This is a genomic window from Pseudomonas sp. SP16.1, from assembly GCF_052682975.1.
On the sequence record NZ_JBQYFZ010000001.1, the window covers coordinates 4,279,192 to 4,291,762 of the forward strand.

Here is a 12,571-nt window from a genome sequence, read left to right on the forward strand (position 1 = left end):
GTTGCATATCCCTATACCCCAACGCCTCTTTCAAGCAACTCAACAACCACCGACTGAAGTCGGTGGGTTAGTGACTTACGGACTGAAAGTCCGGATACGCGTCGACTGAACGACGCGTCGGATCAGTCAGGCTCCATCCTGAAATTATCGTTCGGGCTCGGCTCAAAATGATGCTCCAGATACTGCTTGATCATCTCTTCCGTCATCTGCCCAACCGTCGCGCAAAAGTACCCGCGAGCCCAAAAATGCTGCCCCCAATAGCGCTTTTTCAGATGGGGAAACTCCTCGAAAAGCTTGCTCGCCGTACGCCCCTTGATCCGCCTCATGATCTCACTCGGCGCCAAATTCGGCGGACTGCTCACCAGAATATGCACGTGATCCTTGCTCACCACACCTTTCACAATCCGAATTTCAAATGCTTCGCACGTCTGTCTCACCAGCTCTCGCACTCGCTCAGCAACCTCACCGCTGAACACCTTGTATCGGTACTTAGTCACCCAAACAAAGTGATACTCGATCTGGTAGACCGTATGACTGCCGTATCTGTAATCCATGCGCTTGCCCTCCAGCCCCGCATGGTGGCGCTAAAGCTCACCGGCTGAAAGCCGGTGGTTTTAACCTTTCGATGGAAAATCAATGGGTTGAGCTGTGTTTTGTAGCGCTCAAGCAGGCGACGCCAGCCCACTGGAGTCCTTCAAGGGGCAACGCGAACTGCCTCGACCGCCTCGTCGGCGCGGTGGCAGCGCCAAACGACGCGGACTGTCTGCCGAGCAAATCCCTGTGCTGGTGGTAAGAGATCGCAGTGGTCAGCAGGCAGACTTCAAGTTGGAAAAGCTGGATGCACAGCACATAGAGGAGCGGCTACGCCCGCTGATAGACGCGGATGCGATTCTCTGTACTGACAGCGCAAGTGTCTACGCCCATTTCGCCAAGGTTGAAGGCATCACTCACCGACCGATTAACCCGAGCCAGAATCGACGGGTTGATGGTGCTTTCCACATCCAGAACGTGAATGCCTACGACAGCCGACTCAAGAGCTGGATGATTCCTTTTCATGGTGTAGCCACCAAGTACCTAACGAACTATCTGGGCTGGCGCCGCCTGCTTGAGCGCTACAAAACACAGCTCAACCCATTGATTTGCTTGAAAGAGGCGTTGGGGTATAGGGATATGCAACAGTTAACTCAGACATAGCCTTTTTGTTTATACCCCGGGGTTACACCGGGGTTACATTTCCGGCAATTTGACCAGCTCCCCGAGCCCCCTCGATTCTCCGGTCAAAACTCAATCTGCCTCAACCGTACTCGACGTAAATTGCCACTCTGCCGCGAAACGGATCCCATGCCTCGGCACCTGCTCGGTACAGGCTGGCCGGGGCTGGTCTATAGCGCAGGCACGATCAGGGATCTGTCGAGTTCAGCTCCAGCGCTAGCCACCCAGTCATATTCCTGCGTCAGTGCGTCAGTGCGTCAGTGCTGCGTCGGTACTTATTGACGCACAAGCCAGCGCCTAGGCGCGCTGCGTTGCTGCGCAGGGGGGGGTATGGGGGGGTAGACCCAGCACCAAAGCCTGAAGTTGCTCGGTGTCGAGTTCGACTTCCGAGCCGTGCCGGATGCCTGGCCAATGAAACTTGCCCTGGTGCAAGCGCCGTGCGGCGAGCCAGATACCCACGCCGTCATGCACCAGCACTTTCATGCGGTTGGCGCGGCGATTGGCGAAGAGATAGGCGCAGTGCGGCTTCGCCGCACCGAATACAGCCACCACGCGGGCCAACGCGGTTTCAGTACCCGCACGCATATCCATGGGTTCGGTGGCGAGCCAGATACTATCCACGCGGATCACTGGGCGAGCCCACGGACAAAGCGGGCGCAACCTTCAGGATCGGAGGCTGGCCATTTCACCGTGACCGATTGCGCGCCCAGCGGTAGCTCGATAATCACCGCTGCTTCAGCTGGTCGTTTGGGCGTAACCCTCGCAGGAACGAACGCCGGCAACGCCGCTGGCAGTTGATCCCGATAAAGCGGTAGCCACTTGCGAATGACGTTGGCGTTGATGCCATGGCGTATGGCCACGCTGGAGACGGTCGCACCAGGTTGCAGGCACTCCTGAACAACCTGGGCCTTGAACGGTTTGGGCTCCGTTTAATGGTCCGCAGGGGCGGTGTCATTTGAATAGAGTGAGTGAAAGGCCAGGCCAGTCGAGGTTTAACGATTTATTCCGGGGGCGCATGCTAGATATTGGCGATTCGGTGGAGGGTTCTGTCGTCACGAGGGTGTATTTGGCTAGTTCGGCGAAGAGATCCCTGTGAGCGTATGTGGCAGCTCAGTGGTTTTTGCGGGACTGACATTGGCATGCAGCGGCAATCCAGTGCAACCACGGTGGCTATAGAGCGAAGTCTCGATGACCTATCAGTGAGCTGCTGGTGGATTAGCTGGGTGCGGCATGGGGATAGTGAATTTCCCCGGTGGTATTGCGGGATTTCCTGCCCATTAAGGGCGATGGTGCCTGGCAGGCTCGGAGCGAGTTCAAATGTCAGAAGCTGCGGCTGAGGTGAGGGGGGCGTCGTTACAACGCTCTGAGCCCGAGAGCTTTTTGCTATTCTGTCGACCTGCGCCACGGGACTTCGTTGGCATCGGCTCGCCGTTGCCTCCCCCTGCGGACGCTTCATTCAGCCGCTGCCTGAGGTCGAGATGCGGAATCATGTAGTGATTGAGGACTGGGACGGCGACGGTGCTATTCGCCTACCCGACGACGTTCTGCAAGAGATGGGCGTCGACGTCAGAGATACGCTCTACCTCCTTGAGGAGTATGTGGGCACGACCCGCTGCCTAGTGCTCAGTAAGTCACCGCGCATTCCTGATCGCGTGGATGAGCTGGTTGGCCATTGGGAGTCGTTTGGAAAAGTCTCCGCCGAGATAAAAGCCAAGGACAAGTGAGCTAGCTGCGGTATTAATCTCGACTCATGTTGCACGGCATTGGCCCCCGCGAGGGCAGAGTCTTCCACCAGAAAAGCATCGCTAAATTTGGTAGCCTGCGCACTCTTGGGTTGCGGGGGAACAATAATGACCAACCAAGAAAGAGCCAACAGAATCAATAACGCGCTGCCTGCACTGCATGCATATCTCTTGTACGCGCTTTACTTCGCTCTCGAAGGGACAGGACAGGCGTAGATTCAGCGAGAGTGTTCTCGTTGGTCAGCGATAAAGAGTTATCAGGCGAGGAAAAGCTCCTCGCTTGTGAGCTTGCCTTCGAGCGCGAGACCGAAATATTTGGTTCTTCGCGGGATCGTGGGGAAGAGCGGATTGACAGACAGGGAAGCAGGTAAATTGGCAGTCGCCAAACACACCCTTCACCTGTCCCTGCTGTCGCCGTGCATCCTATTGATCTTGCTGCCTTCTGGCCAGGCTACGACGTCGTAGCCTGCAGCCATTCCGCCGAAAAAACCCTCACGCTGACTCTTGAGCCCCGAGCAGCCGAGCTTCCATGCTGTGGACGCTGTCAGCAGCCCTGCCCTCTGATCCATGACCGTAAGCGTCTGCCGAACTCACCTTGCGTAATTCAGGCGGGTGCCCATTGATGCGGCAGTAGTTGGCCAATCTCGCTGGCCCGCTGTGTCGGCAGCCGCATCAGCACATCCTTCAGGTAGGCGTACGGATCATGCCCATTCATGCGCGCCGACTGGATCAGGCTCATGATCGCCGCCGCCCGTTTGCCGCTGCGCAGCGACCCGGCAAACAGCCAGTTCGAGCGTCCAAGGGCCCATGGTCGAATCTGGTTCTCGACCTGATTGTTGTCGATGGGCACAGAGCCATCTTCGACATAGCGAGTCAGAGCCAGCCAGCGTTTGAGGCTGTAATCCAAGGCTTTCGCCGTGGCTGATCCGTTGGGCACTCGATCACGCTGGGCCAGCATCCATTCATGCAGCGCATCGAGGATCGGTGAAGACTTGTCCTGGCGTATTCGCCAGCGTTCTTCATCGCTCATGTGCCGTGCTTGCCGCTCGATTTCATACAGCCCGGCAATGGAGTGCAGCGCCTGTTCGGCTAACTGGCTTTTGTTCGCTGCGTGCAGATCGAAAAATTTGCGGCGGGCGTGGGCCATGCAGCCAATTTCGGTGATGCCCTGCTCGAAGCTGGCCTTGTAGCCGGCGAAGTCGTCGCAGACCAGCTTGCCACTCCACTGACCCAGAAAATTGCGCGCATGCTCACCAGCCCGGCTGGGGCTGAAGTCATACACCACGGCCTTCAGGTCGGCGAAGGGTGTGGTGCAGTATGCCCAGACGTAAGCCCGGTGGGTTTTCTTCTCGCCAGGGGCCAGCATTTGCACGGGGGTTTCGTCGGCGTGGATCACGCCTTGCGCCAGTACCGCCTCGCGCAGGGCGTCGACCAATGGTTGGAGCTGTACGCCGGTTTGTCCGACCCACTGCGCCAGCGTCGAGCGGGCGATGGCCAGGCCAGCGCGCCCAAAAATCTTTTCTTGCCTATACAGCGGCAGGTGGTCGGCAAATTTGGCCACCATCACGTGAGCCAGCAGGCCGGCAGTGGGGATGCCCTTGTCGATCACCTGGGCTGGTACCGGCGCCTGGATCAGTGTTTCGCACTGACGGCAGGCCCATTTGCCACGCACGTGCTGTTCGACGGTGAACACGCCCGGCGTGTAATCCAGCTTTTCGCTGATGTCTTCGCCGATGCGTTGCAGCTGGCAGCCGCAGGCGCATTGAGTGTTCTGCGGCTCGTGACGGATCACAGTACGCGGAAACTGGGCTGGCAGCGGTGCGCGCTTGGGCTGTTGGCGGGGTTCAGCCGGAGCCGCCGGAGGATTGAGGGTTTTCAGTTCCGCCTCGATAGCGGCAATGTCCGTGTCGAGCAAATCATCCAGTAGGCTGCCCTGGTCAGGGCTTAGTTGCTCGCTACGCTTGGCGAACTTGTGTCGCTTGAACCAGGCGATTTCATGGGTGAGCTGCTCGATGACGGTTTGATCGCGGTCGATCTTCTTGCCCATCGTTTCAACCGTCTTACCCAACGTGTCGACTTGCGACAGCAACTGCGCAGCGAGTGCGCGCAGTTGCTCAGGTGTCAGTTGGTCGAGATTGGGCAAGGAAGTCATGCCGCTGATTGTGCCAGAGCAGGCGATCAGCGCAGATAAAGCGATGGGCTAATGGCCGTCGCTACAGCACTGTGATCGCACCGGCTGCACCAACCCGCTGCCAAGGTAAACCGAGCACCAAAGCCTGAAGCTGCTCGGTGTCGAGTTCAACTTCCGAGCCGCGGTGGATGCCTGGCCAGTGAAACTTGCCCTGGTTCAATCGCCGCGCGGCCAGCCAGATCCCTACACCGTCATGCACCAACACTTTCATGCGGTTGGCGCGGCGGTTGGCGAACAGATAAGCACAGTGCGGCTTCGCCGCACCGAATACCTCCACTACACGGGCCAATGCGGTCTCGGTGCCGGCGCGCATGTCCATCGGCTCAGTGGCAAGCCAGATGCTATCGATGCGGATCACGGGGCAAGCCCCCGGACAAAGCGGGCGCAGCCGTCAGGATCGGACACTGGCCATTTCACTGTGACTGACTGCTCGCCAAGCGATAGCTCAATAATCACCGATGCTGCAGTCGGCCGTTTGGGCGTAGCCCTCAATGGAACGAACGCCGGCAACACCGCGGGTAGCTGATCTCGGTAAAGCGGTAGCCATTTTCGAATGACGTTGGCGTTGATGCCATGGCGGATGGCAACGCTGGAGACGGTCGCACCCGGTTGTAGGCATTCCTGAACGACCTGGACCTTGAACGGTTTGGGGTAAGAGCTTCGTTGGCGCATGGAAATCCTAACGTTAAGGACGAACGCGTCCGCTTAAAAATACGCGGACACCATCGCCCTTAATGCTGGAGTTCGGAAGGTGACTTGGCTGGACGCTTACCCATGACCGACGCATTCGCCTCGTTCGTGACCGGGATCTGTTCGATCAGCGCGTCCAGTTGCGACTCCCTGTACGCCGAGTGGATTGCCTGACGTGTGGGCGAGTGACCGAGCACATTTCCTGGCTGGCCCCGGCCTCACGGATGACCCGCCGGCTGTGCACCTGGATCGAAAGCCTGCTGCAGCTGCTAACCATCAGCCATGTCAGCCAGCTCACCGGGCTGCACTGGCACACCATCAAGACGCTGGACAAGCGGCGTCTCCAGGCCGCATTTGGCACCTTCGAGCCAGGCGATGTGCGCCGCCTGGTGATGGACGAGTTTGCCCTGCACAAAGGCCATCGTTACGCGACGGTGATCATGGATGCCGAGCGTACCCGTGTTCTGTGGGTTGGCCTGGGCAACAGCCGAAAGCCATACGCCCCTTCTTCGAGCAGCTCGGCAAACACTGCCAACAGATCGAGGCTGTAGCGATGGACATGAACACGGCCTTCGACTTGGAAGTAAAGCAGCACTGTCCACAGGCGGAAGTCGTGTACGACCTGTTCCACGTGGTCGCCCGCTACGGGCGCGATGTAATCGACCGTATCCGGGTAGACCAGGCCAATGCCTTGCGTCATGACAAGCCCGCTCGCCAAGTAGTCAAGCAAAGCCGTTGGCTGCTGCTGCGCAATCGAGACAACCTGAAGGAGGATCATGCTGTTCGGCTGCAGGAATTGCTGGCGGCCAACCAGCCACTGGCTACGGTCTATGTACTCAAGGATGCACTGAAGGAGGTCTGGTACGCGCCCAGCGTACGGGAGGGCTGGAGGCGCTGGCGAACTTGGCTTAGGCATGCTCAGGAAAGCGACCTGGCGCCGCTACAACGCTTTGCCCGCAACCTCCAGCGTTATGCTCGGGGCATCCTCGCCAGTGCGCGATTCCACATGCACACCAGCCTGCTGGAGGGGGTAAACAACCGGATCAAGGTGATCAAGCGCATGGCCTATGGCTTCAGGGACGTCGATTACTTCTTCCTGAAAATCAAGGCCGCCTTCCCCGGGAAAATGCGATGAACCAAATATTTGGCATGATCAGATCTCAGCTGAGCCGCGCTCTGCTTCAGAAAGATCTCGGTGTTTGAAGCCTGAGCCAGGGCGATCTTAGATCGTCTTTATTTCCAGATTATCGTATTCCACGCTGACCGGCTGACCATGCGATAGATCTGGCCAGTGGTCAAAGATCGAAATATAGAATTTCGGTTTTGTGCCTAAGGTGACTGCCCTTAAGTGCCCCCAAGAGTCATAGACGGTCGATTGGGTTAGAGGTCGGAAGCCTTGCCACACGGCACTTAGAGGCACTTAACTGTGCTTGCCGCCAACCAAGATTCCTGTACCGCATTGCCCTCCGAAGGAGGGGTCGTGGGTTCGAATCCCGCCGGATGCGCCAGATAGCGAAAGGCCCCAGGTGAAAACCCGGGGCCTTTTCTTTTGTCCGTTCGACAGCTCCGCGGGGATCAGATCAACCCCAAGGTCAGCGCCTTCAAGGTCGCGGCGGCGCGGGTCGAGCACTGCAGCTTGCGGAACAGGCTCTCGACGTGGGTGCGCACCGTGCTCGGGCTGATGCACAGGTCGCGCGCCACTTCCTTGTTGCTCGCCCCGGCGCTGATGCGCCGCAGGATTTGCGTCTCGCGTTCGCTCAAGAGGCCGTTGCCCGCCCTGGCAGCCATTGGCCGTTGCTCGCCGCGCGCCGCGGCTATCACCGCCTGGCAGGCAAGCGGGTCGAAGCGGCCCTGCTGCGCCTCGTCCTGCAACAGCCGTGCGGCCTGTTCCTCGCTGTACGCCGGGCGCCAGGGGCGTGCGCCACGCAGTGCCTGCCAGGCCAGGCTCGCGGCCAGCAGGCGGTGTTCGGCCTGCAGCGCATCGCCGGCGAGGGCGCGGAAATAGCCGCTGCCATCGAGCCGCTCGTAGGCATGCGCAGCCAGTTGCCCGGCTTCGTTCAGGCCGCCGATCTGGCTGCAGGCGCGGTGCGTCCAGTAGGGCACCAGGCGTATCGATTCGAGCTCGCCGTCCAGCAGCGGACCGGGCGTGCTCCAGATTCGATTGGGCACCGCTGCCCGGCCCAGACCGTGGATCAGCGCCGCCTTGGCGAGCAGCTCGATACGCGGCTCGGGCAAGCCCCAGAGCCGCCCGGCATCGCGTACCAGCACGGCTGCCTGGCGTGAATAGCCGGCCAGCCAGGGCAGCTTGAGATCGATCACATCGCCCACCAGGGTCAGGGGAACCTCGGTCCCGGCAGTGGGCTTGATCTCGTCCGGCGTGCGCAGGGCTTGCAGCCAGTCCGCCGCGTGGCGTGTCAGTTCGGCCACCAGCGCCGCCGGGTAGCGGCGGTCGCCCTGAGCGCCGATCCACTCAAGCGCTGCCTCCAGGCCGTGAACCCGCGAGAGGATTTCCAGGTCGCCAGCCAGCACGACCTGATACACCACTTCGGGGACATCGGGGTGATGCAGGCCGAGCGGGCGACCGCTGCCATCGAAACACTCGAAGATATGGCGCAGGCCACGCTCGACCGCGACCTCCAGCGCGAGGGTGCGGGCGATATCGCCGGCCACTTCGCAATGCACCTGGGCCAGCGGCGTGGTGCGCAGCATGGCGCGTTGCCCCGCCTCATCCAGGGTTTGCGCGAGCATGGCGCGGCGCCCGCCGACGTCGTCGCCGAGCAAATGCATGAAGCCCTCGGCGTTGGCCGTGCAGCCCGACCAGCGCAGCAACGCCACCTGGCGGGCGGCATCCGCCTGCGCCCGATCGCCACCGCAGGCCTGTACCAGCCATTGCGCCAGGCGTGCGGTGCGCCGCGACTGGTCGATGGGCTGACCCATGCTCAGATCGCCGACCATGGCCAGGGCCAGCATGGCGTCTTCGAGCGCGACCGCGCCACTCACCTGCATGCAGCTCTCCTTTTTGGCGGACCTCGGATAAACGACCGATACCGGGACACCGGCGCATTATCGACACTGGGCTCCCTCAAGCACAGGAGATTCCACCATGTTCAATAGCAAGCCGCTGATCCTGGCATTCGCCATCGCCAGCCCCTTCTTCACCGCCGGCAGCCAGGCCGCCGATGCCAAGCCCTCGGTGGTGATCGTCCACGGCGCCTTCGCCGACGGCTCCGACTGGGCCAAGGTCGTGCCGCTGCTGCAGGACCAAGGCATCGAGGTTACCGTGGTGCAGAACCCGCTGACCTCGCTGGCCGACGACGTCGCCGCCACCCAGCGCGTGCTGAACAATCAGGACGGCGACGTGGTGCTGGTCGGCCACTCCTGGGGCGGCACGGTGATCAGCCAGGCGGGTGCGGACGACAAGGTGCGCAGTCTGGTCTATGTCGCCGCCTTCGCACCCAATCCGGGGCAGGCGACCGGAGAGCTCTACGAGGGCTATCGCACCGCGCCCGGTTCGAGCCAGATAGTGGCCGACAAGAATGGCTTCCTGTACCTGACGGCGCAGGGCATGGCCACCGACTTCGCCCAGGATCTGCCACCCGCGCAGACCGCAGTGATGAGCGCCACCCAGGGCCCGATCCGCGCCGCCGCCTTCGAGGAGCGCACCAGCGTCGCCGCCTGGCAACAGAAGCCGTCCTGGTACATCGTCGCCAGCGACGACCGCATGATCGTGCCGCAGATGCAGCGCGACTTCGCCAAAAAGATCGGCGCTCAGACCACCGAGCTCGCCGCCAGCCACGTACCGCAGCAATCGCGCCCCGAGGACGTCGCCAAGGTGATACTCCAGGCGGTGCAGGAGAGCGAGGCGCGAGCCGGCAAGTAACACCCGCGACAAACGCCCGCGCCTGCCGCAACGGGCAGGACGCGAGCCAGCGATGGCGCGCGCCTTGCTCATGCCTGGGGGCGACTAGCCTCCGCGCGGCGACGCATCTCGATCAGGCCGGCGCACTGGCGAGCATCGAGGGACGTTGGGCAAACGCCTGCTGGAACCGGCTCAGCGCCGGATGCGCGGCGCGCCAGTCGAGCTCGGCGAAGCGGAAATCCAGATAGCCCAGGGCGCAGGCCACGCCGATCTGCGCCAGATCGACGGGGCCCTGCAGCCGGTCGGCCTGGCACTCCAGCTCGGCCAGGGCGCGCTGCACCTTGCCCAGTTGCCCCTCCAGCCAGGTCTGTGACTGCTGCTCGGCTTGGCGCACGGCCTTTTCGTAACGAGCCAGCAGCGCGGCGTCCATCAGCCCGTCGGCCAGCGCCGCCAGGCGCAGCACCGGCCAGCGCCTATCGTCCTGCGGCAGCAGACGGGCGCCGTCGTGCAGGGTGTCGAGGTACTCGCAGATCACCCGGCTGTCGTACAGCGCCTCGCCGTCGTCGCTCAGCAGCACCGGGATCTTGCCCAGCGGGTTGAGCGCGTTGACCCGCTCGTTGAGGGTGGTCGGCAGCACGGCGGTGTCGAGCAACTCGATGCGCGCCAGCAGCCCGGTCTCAAAGGCCAGCACGCGCACCTTGCGGGCGAAGGGTGAAGCGGCGGCATAGATCAGTTGCATGTTTCTACTCTCCTCATGGGGCTCGTCGCATCTACCGATGAGCTCTAGCCCGAGCCACGCTCCTGCCCGGGCGTCGGCTGGCCCGGCGTCGACGCCATTTCCAGGCGATCGCGGCCGCGCTGCTTGGCCCGGTAGAGCAGTTGGTCCACCTCGTTGAGAAAGTCCACCGCGCGATCCTGGGCCTCGGGCACCGTGGTGCCCACGCCGAGGCTGATGGTCAGCAGCGGCGCCACCGTGGATTTCTCGTGGGGGATGCGCTGCTGGCGCACCATCTGCCGGCAGCGCTCGCCGATATGGCGGGCGGCGGCGGCGTCGGTCTCCGGCAGCACCAGGACGAATTCCTCGCCGCCGAAGCGGCCGACGAAATCCCGCGGACGGCTGGCGGCGCCGCTCAGCGCCTGGCCGACGCGCTTCAGGCAGTCGTCGCCCTGGACGTGGCCGTAATGGTCGTTGTACTGCTTGAAGTGGTCGATATCGAGCAGGATCAGCGACAGCGGCTGGCGGCTGCGCTGGGCGCTGGCCCATTCGCTGGCCAGCACCCGGTCGAACATGCGCCGGTTGGCCACGCCGGTCAGGCCGTCCTTGTAGGACAGCTCCTCGAGCTGCTTCTGCAGGCTGATCAGCTGCTGCTCGGTACGCTTGCGCTCGCTGATGTCGAACATGAAACCGATCAGCGAGTCGACCTCGCCCTTGTCGTCGCGCACCACGTGAACCACGTCGCGAATCCACACGTAGTCGCCGGCGGCGGTCAGCGCGCGGTAGTCAGCCTCGTGGTCGACGCCGTTCTGCGACTGCGCCACGCAGAAGGCCACCACCTGCTCGCGATCCTCGGGATGCATGCGCGCCGCCCAGTCCTCGGCGCTGACCCAGCTGGACTGCGCCCAGCCCAGCAGGCTCTCGATCTGCGGGCCGATATAGGCGAAGGTCATGGTCTTCCAGTCGATCTTCCAGGGGATCGCCTTGGTGGATTCGAGCAGGGTCTTGTAGACCGCGCTGTCGGTTTCGATGGCTTGGTTCACGGGCAATCCTCTGGCGGCGGATACGGCTGCCCGCTCCTTATACACCAGGCCCGACCACCGGCGGCAAGCGCCGCAATCCAGCCGGCCCTGCTCCACCACCCGCGGCGCGCCACTCCGGGGCCGCCGGCGCTCGCCGCGCACCGACGGGAGGCTAGCCCCAGCCCTCCAGGCGCATGGTCGCACGCACCAGGCGCTGCTCTTCCTGCTCGATCTCCTGCAGGTTGTCGCGGATGCTGTGGATATGGTCGCGCGCGGCGCGCTGCGCCTGTTCCGGCAGGCGCTCGATCACCGCGTGATAGAGGCGCGAATGCTGGCGGTCGATCTGCCGTTTCTGCGCCGGGCGGTGGTAGAGGTTGTTCACCGAGGCGAACACGGTGCTGAGCATCAGGTCGGTCAGCGACTGCAGGGTGTGCACCAGCACCGGGTTGTGCGAGGCCTCGCAGATGGCCAGGTGAAAGGCGTGGTCGAGGCGCGCGTGCTCGCGCGGATCGACCGGCTGCTCCTGGGCATGGGCGGCGAGCATTTCCTCGTAGCGCCGGGTCAGCAACACGAAGTCCGCGTCGGTGCCGCGCAGCGCCGCCAGGCGCGCCGACTCGCCCTCGAGCAGGCCGCGCACTTCCAGCAGGTCGTAGAGGGTGCGCGGCTGCGAGTTGAACAGGTGCATCAGCGGGCTGGCATCGCCCTCGCCGCTGAGCTTGGCCACCCGCGAATCGCGACCCTGGGCGGTGTCGATGATGCCGCGCCCGCGCAGCACCTTGAGCCCCTCGCGCAGCGCCGAACGGGAGATGCCCAGCTTCTCGCACAGGCGCCGCTCCGACGGCAGCGGCTGGCCCACCTTGAGCACGCCGTCGACGATCAGCCGCTCGATGCGCTCGGCCACCACATCGCTGACCTGGCGCCGCGCACCCCGTTTCCCGTCCATCCGCCACCTCCACCGCACTGGTCGTACCAATTTCTACAGATCGACCTTAGCCACTCCACGCGGCGCCCACAAGCAAGACTGGCTAAGACTTTTGGCCAACTCGCGGCTGTAGCCAGACAGAAAAAACTGGTCCTACCAGCACCCACGAAGATGGACGCAGGCGCAGACGACGCCTAACTATGCGGCCCAAGGTCGCA

The 12,571-nt window shown here is 62.6% G+C and carries 11 protein-coding genes and 3 pseudogenes; 4 read left to right on the forward strand and 10 right to left on the reverse strand.

The window, feature by feature from the left end; all coding sequences use genetic code 11:
• Positions 1-122: 122 nt before the first annotated feature.
• A complete protein-coding gene (gene tnpA, locus ACUTAF_RS20195) occupies positions 123-554 on the reverse strand; it encodes an IS200/IS605 family transposase (RefSeq protein WP_445581641.1) in 432 nt (143 codons plus the stop codon).
• Between the two features lie 127 nt (positions 555-681).
• Here tnpA (ACUTAF_RS20195) and ACUTAF_RS20200 point away from each other — a divergent pair.
• A pseudogene (locus ACUTAF_RS20200) lies at positions 682-1,194 on the forward strand (IS1595-like element ISAchd1 family transposase); the annotation flags it as partial.
• A gap of 315 nt (positions 1,195-1,509) precedes the next feature.
• Here the strand turns inward: ACUTAF_RS20200 and tnpB (ACUTAF_RS20205) are convergent.
• Together tnpB (ACUTAF_RS20205) and tnpA (ACUTAF_RS20210) are read right to left on the reverse strand one after the other, a co-directional pair.
• Positions 1,510-1,833 carry an IS66 family insertion sequence element accessory protein TnpB gene (gene tnpB, locus ACUTAF_RS20205; RefSeq protein WP_397498023.1) on the reverse strand — a complete coding sequence of 108 codons (324 nt, stop codon included), beginning with the start codon at positions 1,831-1,833 and terminating at the stop codon, positions 1,510-1,512.
• Positions 1,834-1,838: 5 nt separating this feature from the next.
• Positions 1,839-2,120, reverse strand: a pseudogene (tnpA, locus tag ACUTAF_RS20210) (IS66-like element accessory protein TnpA); the annotation flags it as partial.
• Between the two features lie 570 nt (positions 2,121-2,690).
• Between tnpA (ACUTAF_RS20210) and ACUTAF_RS20215 the strand changes: the two are divergent.
• Positions 2,691-2,936, forward strand: coding sequence for an AbrB/MazE/SpoVT family DNA-binding domain-containing protein (locus ACUTAF_RS20215; RefSeq protein WP_445581642.1), 246 nt, complete (start codon positions 2,691-2,693; stop codon positions 2,934-2,936).
• Positions 2,937-3,558: 622 nt separating this feature from the next.
• On the opposite strand, the gene tnpC is transcribed toward ACUTAF_RS20215, so the two are convergent.
• The 3 genes from tnpC to tnpA (ACUTAF_RS20230) all read right to left on the reverse strand — a co-directional run bounded on the left by tnpC (position 3,559) and on the right by tnpA (ACUTAF_RS20230) (position 5,817).
• Complete coding sequence (tnpC, locus tag ACUTAF_RS20220; RefSeq protein ID WP_445578482.1) at positions 3,559-5,106, reverse strand: IS66 family transposase; 1,548 nt, start codon at positions 5,104-5,106, stop codon at positions 3,559-3,561.
• A gap of 61 nt (positions 5,107-5,167) precedes the next feature.
• Entirely contained in the window at positions 5,168-5,503 is a 336-nt protein-coding gene (tnpB, locus tag ACUTAF_RS20225) for an IS66 family insertion sequence element accessory protein TnpB (RefSeq protein ID WP_010562499.1), read from the reverse strand.
• Positions 5,500-5,817: an IS66-like element accessory protein TnpA gene (gene tnpA, locus ACUTAF_RS20230; protein ID WP_003284819.1), complete on the reverse strand. Its 318-nt coding sequence runs from the start codon at positions 5,815-5,817 to the stop codon at positions 5,500-5,502. The genes tnpB (ACUTAF_RS20225) and tnpA (ACUTAF_RS20230) overlap by 4 nt, the downstream gene beginning before the upstream one ends.
• Before the next feature lie 95 nt (positions 5,818-5,912).
• Between tnpA (ACUTAF_RS20230) and ACUTAF_RS20235 the strand changes: the two are divergent.
• Positions 5,913-6,970, forward strand: a pseudogene (locus ACUTAF_RS20235) (ISL3 family transposase); the annotation flags it as partial.
• Between the two features lie 440 nt (positions 6,971-7,410).
• Here ACUTAF_RS20235 and ACUTAF_RS20240 read toward each other — a convergent pair.
• Entirely contained in the window at positions 7,411-8,841 is a 1,431-nt protein-coding gene (locus tag ACUTAF_RS20240) for an HD domain-containing phosphohydrolase (protein ID WP_445581643.1), read from the reverse strand.
• Between the two features lie 97 nt (positions 8,842-8,938).
• Here ACUTAF_RS20240 and ACUTAF_RS20245 point away from each other — a divergent pair, with 97 nt between their 5' ends.
• Entirely contained in the window at positions 8,939-9,715 is a 777-nt protein-coding gene (locus tag ACUTAF_RS20245; protein WP_445581644.1) for an alpha/beta fold hydrolase, read from the forward strand.
• A 112-nt stretch (positions 9,716-9,827) separates the two neighbouring features.
• Here ACUTAF_RS20245 and ACUTAF_RS20250 read toward each other — a convergent pair whose 3' ends face one another.
• The 3 genes from ACUTAF_RS20250 to glcC form a co-directional block, all read right to left on the reverse strand.
• Positions 9,828-10,433 (reverse strand): glutathione S-transferase N-terminal domain-containing protein, encoded by a 606-nt coding sequence (locus ACUTAF_RS20250; RefSeq protein WP_445581645.1) that lies wholly within the window; start codon positions 10,431-10,433, stop codon positions 9,828-9,830.
• A 44-nt stretch (positions 10,434-10,477) separates the two neighbouring features.
• A complete protein-coding gene (locus ACUTAF_RS20255; protein ID WP_445581646.1) occupies positions 10,478-11,452 on the reverse strand; it encodes a GGDEF domain-containing protein in 975 nt (324 codons plus the stop codon).
• A gap of 151 nt (positions 11,453-11,603) precedes the next feature.
• The gene (gene glcC / locus ACUTAF_RS20260) at positions 11,604-12,374 is read right to left on the reverse strand and encodes a transcriptional regulator GlcC (RefSeq protein ID WP_445581647.1); all 771 of its coding nucleotides are present in this window, start codon (positions 12,372-12,374) and stop codon (positions 11,604-11,606) included.
• Positions 12,375-12,571: the final 197 nt, after the last annotated feature.